We start from the raw sequence: 14993 nt of genomic DNA on the forward strand, positions 1-14993 counted from the left end.
GCAAAGTCCGGTTCCGCTGGCTCCATCGCCCATCCTCCGCATCCGAATCGAAGGAACCGACAGATTCAGCACTTCAGGACCTTGTCACGCCTTTCTTCACCCGATCGCCCTGGGCCGGCAGGGCGTCGATGTTGCGCCTACCGGACCCTTGGTGTAAGAGCCCGCTCTTCGAACCGCCCGGCTGTATGGGCTGCCGCGGCGGTTTCGGTTTGCTCACGCAACATCAAGAGCGTGGCCGGCCCTCGTTGGGGCCAGATTGCCGCGCGCATGGAGAGCTGAATGCCCAAGCTGAAGACCAAGTCAGGCGCAAAGAAGCGCTTCAAGATCACCGGAACGGGCAAGGTCAAGTACACCCAGTCCGGCAAGCGCCACGGCATGATCAAGCGCACCAACAAGACCATCCGCGAGCATCGCGGCATGACGGTGCTGTTCAAGACCGACGGCGACAACATCAAGAAGTACTTCCTGCCCAACGGCTGATCGCCCGGGCTTTCCCAACTATTCGAGGAGATCGGCCATGTCTCGCGTCAAGCGCGGCGTTACCGCCCATGCCAAGCACAAGAAGGTGCTGAAGGCCGCCAAGGGCTATTTCGGGCGCCGCAAGAACACCATTCGCATCGCCAAGCAGGCGGTCGAGAAGGCGATGCAGTACGCCTATCGCGACCGCAAGAACCGCAAGCGCACCTTCCGCGCGCTGTGGATCCAGCGCATCAACGCCGCGGTGCGCGCGGCGGGTATCGATTTGACCTATTCGCGATTTATCGACGGTCTCGGCAAGGCCGGGGTCGAGATCGATCGCAAGGTGCTGTCCGACCTCGCCATTCGCGAGCCGGAGGCGTTCAAGGCGCTGGCCGAGAAGGCCAAGGCCGCGCTCGCCGCCTGACGCACCCTATCCCCTTCCCGCAAGGGGAGGGCCCCAGCCTTTCCGAGGCCGCCTGCCGGCGGGGACGAACATCCCCGCACGGCCCGGCGCGGGCTCGCTTTTCCCTCGCCGGGCCGGTAAGACCAGCGGCGGCTGATGCCGGCCGCTGGTGCCGGTCGCAGATTTTCGTGAAATCAGAGCTTTAGCCACAGATTTCACTTATGAAAATCTGCGAGTGCCGCGGCCCGACACCGTCCGGTGCCTGGGTCGTGGGATGCTCGAACGGCCCGACCCGAGGGATATCATGACCGACACCACCCCTTCGTCCGATGCGCTCGGCCCGCTTGAGCGCACGATCCTGGATGCCGTCGCCGCCGCAGGCGACGAGGCCGCGCTGGAGGCCGTCCGCGTCGCCGCCCTTGGCAAGAAGGGCTCGGTGTCGGCGCTGCTCGCGCAGCTCGGCAAGATGAGCCCGGAGGAGCGCAAGACCCAGGGTGCGCTGATCAATGGCGTCAAGGAGCGCGTCACCGCCGCCCTCGCCGAGCGCAAGTCCGCGCTGAAGGATGCCGCGCTCAGCCAGCGCCTCGCCGCCGAGCGCGTCGACGTTACGCTGCCCCTTCGCGATCCGCCGGCCGAGCAGGGCCGCATCCACCCCATCAGCCAGGTGATGGACGAGATCACCGCGATCTTCGCCGACATGGGCTTCTCGATCGCCGAGGGGCCGGACATCGAGACCGACTACCACAACTTCACGGCGCTTAACTTCCCGGTCGGCCACCCGGCGCGGGAGATGCACGATACGTTCTTCTTCAATCCGAAGGAGGATGGCTCGCGCCTGCTTCTGCGCACCCACACCTCGCCGGTGCAGATCCGCACCATGCTGAGCCAGAAGCCGCCGATCCGGGTGGTGTGCCCGGGGCGCACCTATCGCTGCGATTCCGACCAGACCCACACCCCGATGTTCCACCAGGTCGAGGGCTTGGTGATCGACACCGAGAGCCACCTCGGGCACCTCAAATGGATCCTGGAGGAGTTCTGCAAGGCGTTCTTCGAGGTGAAGGACGTCAAGATGCGGTTCCGCCCGTCCTTCTTCCCCTTCACCGAGCCGTCTATGGAGGTCGACATCCAGTGCCGGCGCGGCAAGGACGAGATCCGGTTCGGCGAGGGCGAGGATTGGCTGGAGATTCTGGGCTGCGGCATGGTGCACCCCAACGTGCTGCGGAATTGCGGCATCGATCCCGACGTGTACCAGGGCTTTGCCTGGGGCATGGGCATCGACCGCATCGCCATGCTGAAATACGGCCTGCCCGATCTGCGCGCCTTCTTCGAGGCCGACGTGCGCTGGCTGAAGCACTACGGCTTCCGCCCGCTCGACTTTCCGACGCTGGCGGGTGGGCTGAGCGCATAGGCTTAATAGGATATAGTTCGACCGGGCTGGACCGGAGAGCGCGATGACCAACGCACCGCTTGATCTGATCGAGGATGTGCTTCGCCGCACCCTGGGCCCCTATGGCTTTGACCATGCCGAAGTGCAGGTCAAGGAAGACCATGCCGGCGAGGAAGCCATTTTCATCAACGCGATCCTGAAACCGAACTCGGACCTCGTCGGCGGCGCAGCGGCGACTGCGGCAGACGCCGCGTTGTACGACGCCCTGCTGGCGCAGGGCGATAAGCGCTTCGCCTATATCTTCATCCGCCACCCCGATGACGAGCCGTCGAGCGAGCCCCCGGCGATGGAACAGGATCCGCCTCAGCAATGAGCCCCGACGAACTCCTTGTCCTTGCAGACCACCTGGCTCGCCTGGAAAAAGGTCGTCCGAAGAAGACATCGCTGCGTCGGGCAGTTTCGACGGCCTATTATGCCGTGTTCCACCAGATGGCTTACTTGTGCGCCAACGAGTTGGTGGGCTGGAACAATCCATGGTCGATGGTCTCCCCGGTGTACCGGGCACTCAACCACGCTATGCCGCGAAAGCTCTTCGCCAAAGACCGAAACGGCAGTCTCCTGGGTGTCGAAATCCGCGATATCTTGGGCGCCTTCACCAAGCTTCAGGAGGCGCGCCACACGGCGGACTACGATCCGGAGCCATATGGGCCGCGGCGCGGCGAAGCTCTGGAGCTGATCGATCAGGCGCGACGTACGGTGAAGGCGCTACGATCCTTGCCGCCGGATAAAAAGAAGCTCCTTGCCGTCCATCTGATCGCGAAACCGCGATAGAGCTCAGCTATCATGTGTCCGTTTCAAGCAGCATTTCACATTTGTTTGCCGCGCGCGTGGCGCTCGGGAGAATTCCCATGGGCGTGATCGATGTGCTGGATGACCAGCTCAAGTCCTTGCTGCTCAGGGGGTGGGACGAGGAAGCGCTGCAGCGCTTCCTGCGCAACATCCGCCGCAGCCACGCCGCGTCGACGGACCAGGGCGCCATTCGCCAGGCGGTCGACCAGATCGACGTGCAGGCCACCGGCATCCTCACCCATGTGTCGATGATGATCGCGGCACTCGGGGTCACGGCGGCGTCCGACATCACCTCCGAGTTCCAGGAGACAGTGCTCTACGTCACCATCGTCTGCTACCTGTTCGTCGCCATCGTCTGCCTGCGCTGCATCCGTCCGCCGTCGGTGGAGCACGGCGACTATGAGGAGGACGATTACATCAACGAGCTGCTGCTCGAACTGGTCTATGAGCGCGAACTCAACCGCCGCGCCAACAGCGCCGCCATCGCCCTGACGCTGTTCGTGTTTCTCTATCTGCCGTTTTCCGTTCTGACGTGAGGCGGTGGCTGGCTGGTTGGACATGGTTCGCAACGACGAAGCTGCCGCCGGTTCCCTCCCCCCTTGCGGGGGAGGGTTAGGGTGGGGGGTGACGATGCCACACGAGCAGGTGTGCGACCGCCAGCGCGCCCGTGCCAAGGCGTTGAGACGGACCATGACCCGCGCCGAGACGCTGCGTCGGGCTCGACCTCGACGTCGATCAGGGCTTCGCCTGGGGCATGGGCATCGACCGCATCGCCATGCTGAAATATGGCCTGCTGGACCTGCGCGCCGTCTTCAAGGCCGACGTGCGCAGGCTGAAGCACTGCAGCTTCCACCCGCTCGACGTCCCGCCCCTGGCGGGGGGACTGAGTGCGTGAGACAATTCTTTGGTCTTCGGAGCGCCCCCATGGTGAGTGATCAAGAGCTTGGCCGGATCATCGGTCCCATCCTGTCTCGCCGCCTCGGTGATCTCGGACCTGGAGATCTGAGCTTCGAGACCGGCGAAGATCACGACGGTGATCCCGCGCTGTTCGTGATCGTTCGCAGGCACGATCCCGAACAGGAGATCGACGCGGTGGCGTTGTTGGATAGCATCCGGGACATCCGCGAAGCCTTGTGGACACGCGGCGACGTTCGTCTGCCTTATCTGCGCTACACGACCGATGAGGCGACGTCGTGATCTCCTCCGATCTGGTCGAGGTCGCTTGGCTCCTCGCCCGCCACCCATCGAAAGGCAAGCTGAAGCAGGCGCACACCCGGCGCGCCATCAGCACAGCGTACTATGCTTTGTTCCATGCCCTTGCGACTTTATGCGCCAACGAACTCGTTGGTGCTGGAAAGTCAAAATCGCTTGCCTGGGCACGGACCTATCGCGCCTTGGAGCATAGTTTTGTCAAATCGGCTCTAATCGATCTCGCACGTCGCACGCATGATAAGGATATTGAACTGCTCTCGGAGGCGTTCATCCTCCTTCAGCAAACCCGGTACGAAGCGGATTACGACCCACAGAGAACTTATACCGGCCTCGACGGTCCTCCGTCCGTTCGGCTGGCGGAGTACGCCATTTTAGGACTCTCCAAGTTGACGGACGAGATGAAACTCGAACTCGCAACGACTCTCGTCATGAGAACTCGGCGCTGACATTGCGATAAAGAACGGCAACAATAATGAAATTCACCCTGTCCTGGCTGAAAGACCATCTCGACACCGACGCCCCGCTCGACAAGATCGTCGAGACGCTGACCCTCATCGGCCTTGAGGTGGAAGGCGTCGAGGATCCCGGCGCCAAGCTGAAGGGCTACGTCATCGCCCACGTGGTGGATGCCAAGCCCCACCCCAATGCCGATCGGCTGCAGGTGCTCACCGTCGACGCCGGCACCGGCACGCCGCTGCAGGTGGTGTGCGGCGCGCCCAATGCCCGCGCCGGCCTCAAGGGCGTGTTCTCGCCGCCCGGCACCTACATTCCCGGCAAGGGCATCACCCTGCAGGTCGGCTCGATCCGCGGCGTCGAGAGCTTCGGCATGATGTGCTCGGAGGCCGAGCTGGAGATCTCCGACAATCACGACGGCATCATCGAGCTGCCCGCCGATGCGCCGGTCGGCGTGCCCTACGCAGAGTGGGCCGGGCTCGACGACCCGGTGATCGACGTCGCGGTGACGCCCAACCGCGCCGACGCGCTGGGCGTCCACGGCATCGCCCGCGACCTCGCCGCCGCCGACCTCGGCAAGCTCAAGGACCGCACGCCCAAGCAGGTGGCGGGCAAGTTCCCCTGCCCCGTGACGGTGACGCTCGATTTCGCCGGCGGCGACAGCCTTTGCCCGGCCTTCGCGCTGCGCCTCGTGCGCGGCGTCAAGAATGGCCCCTCGCCGGATTGGCTGCAGGCGCGGCTGCGCGCCATCGGCCTGCGGCCGATCAATGCGCTGGTCGATATCACCAACTACATGACCTATGACCGCGGCCGGCCGCTGCACGTGTTCGACGCCGGAAAGGTTCACGGCAATCTGGTGGTGCGCCGCGCCAAGGCCGGCGAGAGCCTGCTCGCGCTCGACGGCAAGACCTACGCGCTCGACGACACCATGTGCGTCATCGCCGACGAGCAGGGCGTGGAGTCGCTCGCCGGCATCATGGGCGGCGAGGTCTCGGGCTGCTCGGAGACCACCACCGACGTCCTCATCGAATCGGCGCTGTGGAACGAACTCAACATTGCCCAGACCGGCCGTCGGCTCGGCCTCAATTCGGATGCACGCTATCGCTTCGAGCGCGGCGTCGACCCGGCCTTCTGCCTGCCGGGCCTGGAGCTGGCGACGCAGATGGTGCTCGATCTGTGCGGCGGCGAGCCTTCCGAACCCGTGGTGGCCGGCCGGGTGCCGGACGCCGACCGCGTCATCAATTTCCCAATCGCCGAGGTGAAGCGGCTCGCCGGCATCGAGCTCAAGCCCATCCGCATCGCCAACACACTGCGGGCGCTGGGCTTCCACGTCGTCGGCCAAAGCGAGACCGTCAAGGTGGCGGTGCCGTCCTGGCGCGCCGATGTCGAGGGCAAGGCCGATCTGGTCGAGGAGGTGGTGCGCATCCTTGGGCTGGACAATGTGCCGTCCGTGCCGTTCCCGCGCGGGCCGGAGGCGCGGCGCCCGGTCCTGACCCCGCTGCAGCTTCGCACCCGCCGCGCCAAGCGGGCGCTCGCCGCCCGCGGCATGGCGGAGGCGGTGACGTGGTCGTTCGTCTCCAAGCTTGAGGCCGAGACCTTCGGCGGCGGCCAGCCGGAGCTGGCGCTGGCCAACCCGATCGCGTCGGACCTGTCCGACATGCGGCCGAGCCCGATCCCCGGCCTTCTCGCCAACGGCCAGCGCAATGCCGACCGCGGGACGCCCGACGTCGCGTTGTTCGAGGTCGGCCAAGTGTTCGCGGGCGACCGTCCGCAGGACCAGAGCGTGGCCGCCGCCGGCATCCGCCGCGGCCTTGCCGGCTCTGCTGGGCCCGGCCGCCACTGGAGCGGCAGCGTGCCGCCCGGCGTGTTCGACGCCAAGGCCGACGCGCTGGCGGTGCTGGCCGCGGCCGGCGCGCCGATGGCAAGCCTGATCATCGAGGCGAAGGGGCCCGACTGGTGCCACCCCGGCCGCTCCGGCACCATCAAGCTCGGGCCGAACGTGTTCGGCTGGTTCGGCGAGCTGCACCCGAAGGTGCTGGAGACGCTGGAGGCGGATGGCCCGGTCGCGGCCTTCGAGGTGATCCTCGACAAGATCCCTGAGCCGAAAGCCAAGCCGACCCGCGCCAAGCCGCTCCTGGAGCTGTCGCCGTTCCAGCCGGTGGTGCGCGACTTCGCCTTCATCGTCGACAAGGCGGTGAAGGCCGGCGACCTGGTGCGCGCCGCCCAGGGCGTCGACAAGAAGCTGATCGCCGAGGTCGGCGTGTTCGACGTCTATGAGGGGCCGGGCCTCGGCGAGGGCAAGAAGTCGATCGCGGTGGCGGTGACGCTGCAGCCGCGCGAGAAGACGCTGACCGACGCCGAGATCGAGGCGGTGGCCGGCAAGATCGTCGCCGAGGTGGGCAAGAAGACCGGCGCGACGCTGCGGGCGTGACTGCGGTTTGTGGAAGGCGGCTCTTTTGTTCCCTCTCCCCTTGCGGGAGAGGGTGCCGAGCGATCGCCAGATCGCGAGGCGGGTGAGGGGTGAATCTTCCAGCGTTCGCCCGTATGCACCCCTCACCCGGCTCGACCTCGCTTCGCTCGGTCTCGCCACCCTCTCCCGCAAGGGGAGAGGGAAGAAGGAAACCGAGCCGATCGCCCGGAAGCCGAATCCTGCGGCTGGAGCCGCTCAGGCCTCCAGCCGCGGCGCGTAGCCGTACCATCGCGCGAGGCGGTCCGGCGAGACCCCGCACCAGAAGAGAAACCGCAAGGCCCACATCAGCACGATGGTCCGCACCACGCCGCCGCGCTCCCAGCGGCGGCCGGAGGTGAGCGCCCTGGCGCGGAGGCACAAGGGCGGGCCGAGCCGGCGCAGGCGTCTGGACAGCGCGATGTCCTCCATCAGCGCGATATCGGCGAAGCCGCCGGCCGAATCATAGGCGGCGCGGGTGGCGAACATCGCCTGATCGCCGGTGGCGATGCCGGTGAGGCGGGAGCGCAGGTTCATCATCCGCGCCACCGCCGCAAGCAGCGGGTGGCGGCCGGCGATGGCGACATCGAAGCGGCCCCACGCCCGGCCGCTGCGGGCAAGCCCGTCCAGCACCAGCCGGTCGGCCGCCTCGGGCAGCACGGTGTCGGCGTGCAGGAACAGCAGCACGTCGCCGCGGGCGATTTCGGCGCCCCGGTGCATCTGGGCGCCGCGGCCGCGCGGCGCGCCGATCACGTGGCTTGCCAGCGGCCGGGCGCGGGCAACAGTGTCGTCGTCAGAGCCGCCATCGACCACGATCAGCTCGGCGCCGCGGTCCAGCAGCGGGGCAAGCCGCGCCAGGGCGGCCGCGATGCCGGCCGCCTCGTTCAGCACAGGCACGATGATCGAGAGCCTCATCGCGCGCCCCCGCCGCTCATGCGATTTCCGGCTTGATCGGCCGGAAGCCCGATCACGCCACGGCGGCGCGCTTGGCGGTCTTCAGGCTCAGGCCCGCCGCCGCGGTATCCTTGACGAACGCCTTCACCCCGTCGAGCGAGAGCTGCTCGGCCGTGCCGCCGAGACCGGACAGCTTCTTCAGGATGTCGGCCGGCGCGGTGATGATGTGGCAGCCGATGCGGTCGGCCTCGATGACGTTCCACACCTCGCGGGTCGAGGCCCAGATCACCTCGATATTGTCGGTGCCGCGGGCGAGCCCCACCGCGTAGCGCATGGTCGGCATGTAATCGAGGCCGCAATCGGCAAGCCGGCCGGCGAACACCGACACGTAGGCGGGCGCGCCGCCGCGCAGGGCGTCGGTGGCCCGCGTCACCTGCTCGTCGGCGAAGATGACGGTGAAATTGATCTTGATGCCCTCGTGCGACAGCTTGCGGACGAGGTCGTAGAGCGGCTCGCCGCGCGAGGTGGTCACCGGCAGCTTGACATAGACGTTCGGCCCCCAGGTCGCGATCAGCCGCGCCTGATCCTCCATCTCGGCGATGTCGTCGGAGATCACCTCGAACGAGATCGAGTGGTTCGGCACCGCCTGGAGCAGATCCCGCGCATAGGGCTCATAGTCGGTCACCCCGGCCTTGCGCAGCAAGGACGGGTTGGTGGTGAATCCGGCGATGAACGGCAACTTGGCCATATCCACGATCTGCGCCTTGTCGGCGCCATCGGTGAACAGCTTTACCTTGAGGTCGGCGAGCGAAGTCATAAGCGTGTCCTCCGATGTGCCAAAGCTGGCCCCTTGCCATGGGGGTCCCAGGCTCGACGGGATCTGGGCCGATACAAGTTGTCGTGTCCGACCGATTGATATGAGCTGATGCATGCCCGGGCAACCCGTTCCTGACGGCGATCGCCATCAACGTGATCTCACCCTTCTCTGGGCGAGCGTTTGCGACGAGCAAGCCCGTCAACAACTAGCATCACACTTTTGAAGAAGGCCAAATACAAAGCGATGACAAGTGAAATGGCCCCAACGCAAGTCATGAGCCACATAGCCCAGTCGCCATTTTGATTAAACGAAATAGCTCCGTATAAGTAGTGATGCCATATAAAATATGACCTAGCAAAGAACACAATAACCAGCGGGATCGCAAATATAGATAAAAAAACGCATGAACGCCTGATTTGAAATAAAAGAAAAATCGGCGAAATCCATACTGAGTAGTTTATAATTAAATGTTTCGTATGCGGCCAGACCCAAAATAATTTACTGTGATATTGAAACATTATCCAAAGAACCGATAACATATGAACAAAACAAATTATAATAAACAATGCTGTACGAAATTTGTCTTTAGTTATCATCGATACATCTGTTTAAGTAGCTCGAAGTCACATAAACCAACTCACCATTCAATGTATTCACCGCAGGTGCCCCGGGATTTCGCTGCATCTGCAGCCGGGGCGCAACGCGCAAAGACTGAAACCCTGTCAGGTTTCGCGGAACTGGATGGCGTAGAGGTGGGCGTACTTGCCCTTGGCCGCCAGCAGCTTGTCGTGACGGCCGTGCTCGACCACCCGGCCCGCCTCGACCACGCAAATCTTGTCGGCGGCGACGATGGTCTGCAGGCGGTGGGCGATGACGATGGTGGTGCGCCCGCGCATCAGCTCCTCCAGCGCCCGCTGCACCTCGCGCTCGCTCTCGCTGTCGAGCGCGGCGGTGGCCTCGTCGAGCAGGATGATCGGCGCGCTCTTGAGGATGGCGCGGGCGATGGCGATGCGCTGGCGCTGGCCGCCGGAGAGCTGGGTGCCGAGCTCGCCGACCTGGGTCTGGTAGCCCCTGGGGAAGCCCATGATGAAATCATGGGCGTGGGCGGCCCTGGCCGCCGCCTCGATGTCGGCCTGGCTCGCGCCCTCGCGGCCGAAGGCGATGTTGTCGCCCACCGTGCCGGCGAACAGGAAGGTGTCCTGCGAGACGAAGGCGCAGGCGTCGCGCAGCGAGCCGAGCGAGACCGAGGCGATGTCCTGGCCGTCGATGACGATACGGCCGCCATCGACCGGCCAGAACCGCTGCACGAGGTTGACGATGGTGGTCTTGCCCGAGCCAGAGGGGCCGACCAGGGCCGTGGTGCGCCCCGGCTCGGCGACGAAGGACAGGCCCCGCAGCACCGGCTCGTCCGGCCGGTAGCCGAACGTCACGTCGTCGAATTCGATGCGGCCGCCCTTGACCTCCAGCGCCGGCCGCCCCGGCGGGTCGCTCTCGCCGGGCGGCACGTCGATGATGTCGAACAGCAGCTTGGTGCCGACCAGCGCGGCGGAGAGATCGACGTTCAGCTTGGCGAGCCGCCGCGCCGGCTCGTAGGCGAGCAGCAGCGCGGTGATGAAGGAGAAGAACTCGCCCGGCGTCTGGCCGCCCTTGATGACGCTGTGGCCGGCATACATGATCACCAGCGCCACGGCGACGCCGCCCAAAGTGTCCGACAGCGGCACCGGGCGGGAGGCAACGTTGGCGATGCGGTTGGCGGCCTCCTCCACCTCATGGACGTGGTGGACCATGCGCTGGCGCATCAAGGGCTCCAGCCGGAAGCTCTTGACCACGCGGATGCCCTGCACGGTCTCCTGCAGCGCCGACACCACGCCGACGGTGCCGGCGATCTCGCGCGGCACCACCTTCTTCACCCGCTTGACGAAGCCCTTCACCACGAAGGCGGCGACCGGCATCAGGACCAGCGCGATCAGCGACATCGCCGGATCCTGGACGACCATCACCACGATCAGGGCGACGAGCGTGAGCGTGTCGCGGCCGATCGAGGTGGCGAGCAGGTTCAGCACGTCGCGGGTCGAGGTGGCGCCCTTCTGGATGCGCCCGACCAGCTCGCCCGAGGTAAGATCGGCAAAGAAGCCGACGCCCTGGCTGAGCAGGCGGTCGAACGCCCGGGTCTGGGTCTCGGCGATGATGCGGTTGCCGATGTGCGCCAGCACCACCGCGTGGCCCCAGCTCGCGAAGCCCTTGACGACGAAGATGACGATGACGGCGCCCGACAGCCACCAGATCGCGGCGTAGTTCGCCTCGACGAAGATGCGGTTGATGACGTCGCGCATCAGCCAGGCGGCGAGCGCGGTCATCGCCGCCACCACCCCCATCAAAGCGAGGGCGACAAGGTAGCCGCGCATATGCTGGCGGCCCTGATCGGTGATCAGGCGTTTGATCAGAGGCCAAGACCCGGCATCGAGCTTGGGCTTGCCGGCGTCAGGCTTGGGTCCGGCATCGAGCTTGGGATTTGCGGGTTGCGGCGGCGTGGTCGAAGTTGCATGCATGGCGACGGGCTTCTAGCACGGATGGCAAGCCGTCCGGCAATTGGTTATGAGACGTCCATGCCCGATCCGCTGCGCGTTGCCATCGTTCTTCCACGCCACATGAGGTTTTCGCGGCGTGGGGCGACGTCCATCGACCTCGTGGCCCACGACCTGTTGCTGTTCAGCCGCCACCGGGCCTCGTCGGTGGTGGTGGCCGAGCTGGTCGACGACCCGTTCGACGACGTGGCGGTGGTGCCGTTCGCCCGCTGGCCGTTCGAGCCGCACGCCGTGCTCGGCTGGCGCCTGGGCCGCCGGGTGGCGGTGCGCGGGGTGGATGTGGTGGTGGTGCACCAGCACCTGCCGACGGCAGCCGCGCTGACCCGGGCCGTGGCGCCGGTGCCGGTGGTCTTCCACACCCATGGCTGGCCGAAGCCGCCGAAGAACCCGTTCGACCGCGTGCGCCGCCACCATTTGCTCAGCCGGTTCGCCGGCATCGTGCTGGTGTCGGAGGCCTGCCGCGCTGCCTTCGTCGAGGCCTGGGGGCCGGACATCCCGTCCCATGCGGTCCCCAACGCCCTCGATCTGTCGACCTGGCGGCCGGCTGCGGCCCGCGAGCCGCTGATCGTCATGGCTGCCCGGCTGTCGCCCGAGAAGGGCCTCCTGGAGACCGCCCAGGCGCTGGCGAAGGTGCTGCCGGCGCTGCCGGACGACTGGCGGGCGGAGATGTTCGGCGCCATGGGCGACCGATTCCCCGACTACACGGCGGCGGTCAGCGCCGCGCTCGCCCCGCTCGGCGAGCGGGTGACGCTGCATGGCGACCGGCCGCACGCCGACGTGCAGGCGGCCTTCGAGCGGGCGGCGATCGCGCTGGTGCCCTCCAAGGTGCGCGAAGCGTTCGGCCGTACCGCGCTGGAGGCCTTCGCCGGCGGCGCGGCGGTGGCGGCGAGCCCGGTCGGCGGGCTGGCCGAGCTGATCGAGGGCTGCGCCCTGCCCCTCCCCGACGTCAGCGCCGATGCCATCGCCGAGGCCATCCGCAGGCTTGCGGCGGACGAAATCCTGCGCGCCGATCTCGCCGCCAAGGGCCAGGGCCGCGCCGCCGGCTTCGACATCCGCACCGCCGCCGCCGCCTATGACGGCCTGCTGGAAGCCGCGGCCGCCAGCCCCAAGCGCTGACCGGCCGCGATCAACCGGAAACCCGATCATGCCCGTCGTGGGCAGCGGCGAGCCGGCCTGCCTCCCAGCCCAGCATGGCGCGCTTCCGGATCAGGCCCCAATGATAGCCGGTGAGCGCGCCGCCCTGCCCCACCACCCGGTGGCAGGGCACGACGAAGGCGACCGGGTTTTTCCCTACCGCCGCACCGACCGCGCGGACCGCCTGGGGCCGGCCGATCGCCGCGGCAACGTCGGCATAGGTGGCGGCGCGGCCGAGCGGAATCCGCGCCAGCGCCTCCCACACCCGGATCTGGAAATCGGTACCGATCAGCACCACGCGCAGCGGTTCCTTCGGCTGCCACGCCGCGGCGTCGAAGATGCGCCGGGCGAGCGGCGCGGTGCGCGCGGCATCCTCCACGAGGTGCGCCGCCGGCCAGCGGGCGCGCATGTCGGCAAGGGCTGCCGCCTCGCCGCCGGCATCGGCGAAGGCGAGGCCGGCGAGCCCGCGGGCGGTGGCCATCACCAGCGCCGTGCCGAACGGCGAGGGATGAAAGCCGTACCAGACGGTGGCGCCGGCCCCGCCCTGTTTCCACTCTCCCGGCGACATCGCCTCGAAGCTGACGAACAGGTCGTGCAGCCGCGAGGGGCCGGACAGGCCGAGGTCGAGCGCGGCGTCGAACACATTGCCGCTTGCGGCCAGCACGCGCCGGGCATGATCAAAGGTCACCGCCTGGAGAAACGCCTTCGGCGTCAGCCCGGCCCAGCGCCGGAACAGGGCGTTGAGCTGGCGCACGTCGAGCCCGGCGGCATCGGCGATCGCCTCCGTCTCGGGCTGGCTCTTCCAGGCTTCGCCGATGAAGGCGATGGCGCGGCGCACCGCCTCGTAATCGGCGGGATCGACGGCGGGATCGGGAGCGGTCGGCACGCGGTCGAGCATGGCGGTCTCCGAGACGCAAGGATCAATTCTGGCAAGCGCCCGGCCGCCGCGCCACCCGATTTCGCCGCCGATTGGCCGGGCCGACGGCAACGGCTATAGAGACGGGCCGTTCCCCGGATCGCGACATGCCGCGCAAACCCGCCCTCAAAGCCGTATCCGTCGCGCCTGCGAAACCCGGCGCCCCAGGCGCGAGCCGCCTGAGCGCCGACGAGATCGCCGAACTGTTCCGCCGCTTCGCCGCCGCCAATCCGGCGCCGACCACCGAGCTTCACTACACCAACCCGTTCACCCTGCTGGTGGCGGTGGTGCTGTCGGCGCAGGCGACCGATGCCGGCGTCAACAAGGCGACCCCCGCTTTGTTCGCCGCCGCCGACACGCCGGCCAGGATGGCGGCGCTGGGCGAGGACAGGGTGCGCGACCTCATCAAGACCATCGGGCTCTTCCGCAACAAGGCAAAGAACGTCGTGGCGCTGTCCGAGCAGCTCGTCGCCCGGCACGGAGGCGAGGTGCCGCGCCAGCGCGAGGCCCTGGAGGCGCTGCCCGGCGTCGGCCGCAAGACCGCGAACGTGGTGCTGAACACCGCCTTCGGCGAACCGACGATCGCCGTCGACACCCATCTATTCCGGGTTTCAAACCGGCTCGGCCTCGCCCCCGGCAAGACGCCGCTGGCGGTGGAGGCGGAGCTGGAGCGGGTGGTGCCCGACGCCTTCAAGCCCAACGCCCACCACTGGCTGATCCTGCACGGCCGCTATGTGTGCAAGGCCCAGAAGCCCGACTGCCCGCACTGCCTCGTGCGCGACCTCTGCCGGTTCCCCGACAAGACGGGGTGAGGATCGGGCTCGGGGGCTCGGCCTCAGATCACCTTCGCGGCGATCACGAAGCCGGCCACCACGATCAGCGCCAGCGCCGCCGTCACCAGCCCCAGCCGGCGCTCGATGAAGATGCGGGCCCCGATGCCCCATCGGTCGATCAGGAAGGCGAGGAAGAAGAAGCGCAGGCCGCGGGTGATCGCCGACAGCACGACGAAGGACAAGAGGTCGTAGCCGGAGAAGCCCGAGGCGATGGTCACCAGCTTGTAGGGGATCGGCGTCAGCCCCTTGATCAGGATGATCCAGGCGCCCCAGTGGGCATAGGCGGCGCGGAAGGCCTCCAGCTTGTCGCCATAGCCGTAGAGCGACACGATCCACTGGCCGACCGAATCATAGAGCAGGGCGCCAATGGCATAGCCGACGAGCCCGCCCAGCACCGAGGTGACGGTGCATACCAGCGCGAGGAACCAGGCCCGGTCCGGCCGCGCCAGGGCCATCGGCACCAGCATCACGTCCGGCGGCACCGGGAAGAACGAGCTCTCGGCGAACGACACCGCCCCCATGTACCAGGGCGCGGACTTCTTCTCGGACAGAGCGATGATGGCGTCGTAGAGGCGGCGAAGCATGGCGGGCCAAATCGGGTGGGA

The 14993-nt window shown here is 67.0% G+C and carries 16 protein-coding genes and 1 pseudogene; 12 read left to right on the forward strand and 5 right to left on the reverse strand.

Translation table 11 applies throughout. The features are described 5' to 3' along the window. Positions 1–279: 279 nt before the first annotated feature. From rpmI to pheT, 10 genes and pseudogenes are all read left to right on the forward strand, one after another. Entirely contained in the window at positions 280–480 is a 201-nt protein-coding gene (gene rpmI / locus F1193_RS07910) for a 50S ribosomal protein L35 (protein ID WP_126401260.1), read from the forward strand. Between the two features lie 37 nt (positions 481–517). Then, on the forward strand, positions 518–883 hold the full coding sequence (gene rplT, locus F1193_RS07915; protein WP_150097144.1) for a 50S ribosomal protein L20: 366 nt from the start codon (positions 518–520) through the stop codon (positions 881–883). 283 nt (positions 884–1166) lie between these two features. Then, positions 1167–2270 carry a phenylalanine--tRNA ligase subunit alpha gene (gene pheS, locus F1193_RS07920; RefSeq protein ID WP_150097145.1) on the forward strand — a complete coding sequence of 368 codons (1104 nt, stop codon included), beginning with the start codon at positions 1167–1169 and terminating at the stop codon, positions 2268–2270. Between the two features lie 43 nt (positions 2271–2313). After that, positions 2314–2622, forward strand: a complete 309-nt coding sequence (locus F1193_RS07925; RefSeq protein ID WP_150097146.1) for a hypothetical protein — start codon at positions 2314–2316, stop codon at positions 2620–2622. Then, the gene (locus F1193_RS07930; protein WP_150097147.1) at positions 2619–3080 is read left to right on the forward strand and encodes a HEPN domain-containing protein; all 462 of its coding nucleotides are present in this window, start codon (positions 2619–2621) and stop codon (positions 3078–3080) included. The genes F1193_RS07925 and F1193_RS07930 overlap by 4 nt, the downstream gene beginning before the upstream one ends. 77 nt (positions 3081–3157) lie before the next feature. Continuing rightward, entirely contained in the window at positions 3158–3634 is a 477-nt protein-coding gene (locus tag F1193_RS07935; RefSeq protein WP_150097148.1) for a hypothetical protein, read from the forward strand. A gap of 167 nt (positions 3635–3801) precedes the next feature. Next, a pseudogene (locus F1193_RS07940) lies at positions 3802–3993 on the forward strand (tRNA ligase subunit PheS family protein); the annotation flags it as partial. A 29-nt stretch (positions 3994–4022) separates the two neighbouring features. Then, positions 4023–4295 carry a hypothetical protein gene (locus F1193_RS07945; protein WP_150097150.1) on the forward strand — a complete coding sequence of 91 codons (273 nt, stop codon included), beginning with the start codon at positions 4023–4025 and terminating at the stop codon, positions 4293–4295. Continuing rightward, positions 4292–4756, forward strand: coding sequence for a hypothetical protein (locus F1193_RS07950; RefSeq protein ID WP_150097151.1), 465 nt, complete (start codon positions 4292–4294; stop codon positions 4754–4756). The genes F1193_RS07945 and F1193_RS07950 overlap by 4 nt, the downstream gene beginning before the upstream one ends. Before the next feature lie 26 nt (positions 4757–4782). After that, complete coding sequence (gene pheT, locus F1193_RS07955; protein WP_150097152.1) at positions 4783–7194, forward strand: phenylalanine--tRNA ligase subunit beta; 2412 nt, start codon at positions 4783–4785, stop codon at positions 7192–7194. Positions 7195–7428: 234 nt separating this feature from the next. Here the strand turns inward: pheT and F1193_RS07960 are convergent, their stop codons facing one another. The 3 genes from F1193_RS07960 to F1193_RS07970 all read right to left on the reverse strand — a co-directional run bounded on the left by F1193_RS07960 (position 7429) and on the right by F1193_RS07970 (position 11469). Then, complete coding sequence (locus tag F1193_RS07960; RefSeq protein WP_150097153.1) at positions 7429–8124, reverse strand: TIGR04283 family arsenosugar biosynthesis glycosyltransferase; 696 nt, start codon at positions 8122–8124, stop codon at positions 7429–7431. Between the two features lie 52 nt (positions 8125–8176). Further along, positions 8177–8920, reverse strand: a complete 744-nt coding sequence (locus F1193_RS07965; protein ID WP_150097154.1) for a transaldolase — start codon at positions 8918–8920, stop codon at positions 8177–8179. A gap of 722 nt (positions 8921–9642) precedes the next feature. Beyond that, positions 9643–11469 carry an ABC transporter ATP-binding protein gene (locus F1193_RS07970; protein WP_150097155.1) on the reverse strand — a complete coding sequence of 609 codons (1827 nt, stop codon included), beginning with the start codon at positions 11467–11469 and terminating at the stop codon, positions 9643–9645. Positions 11470–11526: 57 nt separating this feature from the next. On the opposite strand from F1193_RS07970, the gene F1193_RS07975 reads away from it, so the two are divergent. Further along, the gene (locus F1193_RS07975; RefSeq protein WP_170263456.1) at positions 11527–12621 is read left to right on the forward strand and encodes a glycosyltransferase family 4 protein; all 1095 of its coding nucleotides are present in this window, start codon (positions 11527–11529) and stop codon (positions 12619–12621) included. 10 nt (positions 12622–12631) lie between these two features. Here the strand turns inward: F1193_RS07975 and F1193_RS07980 are convergent, their stop codons facing one another. Beyond that, on the reverse strand, positions 12632–13537 hold the full coding sequence (locus F1193_RS07980) for a methylated-DNA--[protein]-cysteine S-methyltransferase (RefSeq protein ID WP_150097157.1): 906 nt from the start codon (positions 13535–13537) through the stop codon (positions 12632–12634). 125 nt (positions 13538–13662) lie between these two features. Here F1193_RS07980 and nth point away from each other — a divergent pair, with 125 nt between their 5' ends. After that, positions 13663–14367 carry an endonuclease III gene (nth, locus tag F1193_RS07985; RefSeq protein WP_150097158.1) on the forward strand — a complete coding sequence of 235 codons (705 nt, stop codon included), beginning with the start codon at positions 13663–13665 and terminating at the stop codon, positions 14365–14367. Positions 14368–14390: 23 nt separating this feature from the next. Here nth and F1193_RS07990 read toward each other — a convergent pair whose 3' ends face one another. After that, complete coding sequence (locus F1193_RS07990) at positions 14391–14972, reverse strand: YqaA family protein (RefSeq protein WP_150097159.1); 582 nt, start codon at positions 14970–14972, stop codon at positions 14391–14393. Positions 14973–14993: the final 21 nt, after the last annotated feature.

The sequence above is a fragment of the Blastochloris sulfoviridis genome, assembly GCF_008630065.1.
In the GTDB taxonomy this organism is placed as follows: Bacteria; Pseudomonadota; Alphaproteobacteria; order Rhizobiales; family Xanthobacteraceae; genus Blastochloris; species Blastochloris sulfoviridis.

What these genes read in the sequence shown, in the direction of transcription:
- F1193_RS07980 (WP_150097157.1), bottom strand. Translation starts at nt 13,537, where the DNA reads ATGCTCGACCGCGTGCCGACCGCTCCCGATCCCGCCGTCGATCCCGCC.
- F1193_RS07935 (WP_150097148.1), top strand. Translation starts at nt 3,158, where the DNA reads ATGGGCGTGATCGATGTGCTGGATGACCAGCTCAAGTCCTTGCTGCTC.
- rpmI (WP_126401260.1), top strand. Translation starts at nt 280, where the DNA reads ATGCCCAAGCTGAAGACCAAGTCAGGCGCAAAGAAGCGCTTCAAGATC.
- F1193_RS07930 (WP_150097147.1), top strand. Translation starts at nt 2,619, where the DNA reads ATGAGCCCCGACGAACTCCTTGTCCTTGCAGACCACCTGGCTCGCCTG.
- F1193_RS07965 (WP_150097154.1), bottom strand. Translation starts at nt 8,920, where the DNA reads ATGACTTCGCTCGCCGACCTCAAGGTAAAGCTGTTCACCGATGGCGCC.
- F1193_RS07945 (WP_150097150.1), top strand. Translation starts at nt 4,023, where the DNA reads ATGGTGAGTGATCAAGAGCTTGGCCGGATCATCGGTCCCATCCTGTCT.
- F1193_RS07925 (WP_150097146.1), top strand. Translation starts at nt 2,314, where the DNA reads ATGACCAACGCACCGCTTGATCTGATCGAGGATGTGCTTCGCCGCACC.
- nth (WP_150097158.1), top strand. Translation starts at nt 13,663, where the DNA reads ATGCCGCGCAAACCCGCCCTCAAAGCCGTATCCGTCGCGCCTGCGAAA.
- pheT (WP_150097152.1), top strand. Translation starts at nt 4,783, where the DNA reads ATGAAATTCACCCTGTCCTGGCTGAAAGACCATCTCGACACCGACGCC.
- rplT (WP_150097144.1), top strand. Translation starts at nt 518, where the DNA reads ATGTCTCGCGTCAAGCGCGGCGTTACCGCCCATGCCAAGCACAAGAAG.
- pheS (WP_150097145.1), top strand. Translation starts at nt 1,167, where the DNA reads ATGACCGACACCACCCCTTCGTCCGATGCGCTCGGCCCGCTTGAGCGC.
- F1193_RS07975 (WP_170263456.1), top strand. Translation starts at nt 11,527, where the DNA reads ATGCCCGATCCGCTGCGCGTTGCCATCGTTCTTCCACGCCACATGAGG.
- F1193_RS07990 (WP_150097159.1), bottom strand. Translation starts at nt 14,972, where the DNA reads ATGCTTCGCCGCCTCTACGACGCCATCATCGCTCTGTCCGAGAAGAAG.
- F1193_RS07960 (WP_150097153.1), bottom strand. Translation starts at nt 8,124, where the DNA reads ATGAGGCTCTCGATCATCGTGCCTGTGCTGAACGAGGCGGCCGGCATC.
- F1193_RS07970 (WP_150097155.1), bottom strand. Translation starts at nt 11,469, where the DNA reads ATGCATGCAACTTCGACCACGCCGCCGCAACCCGCAAATCCCAAGCTC.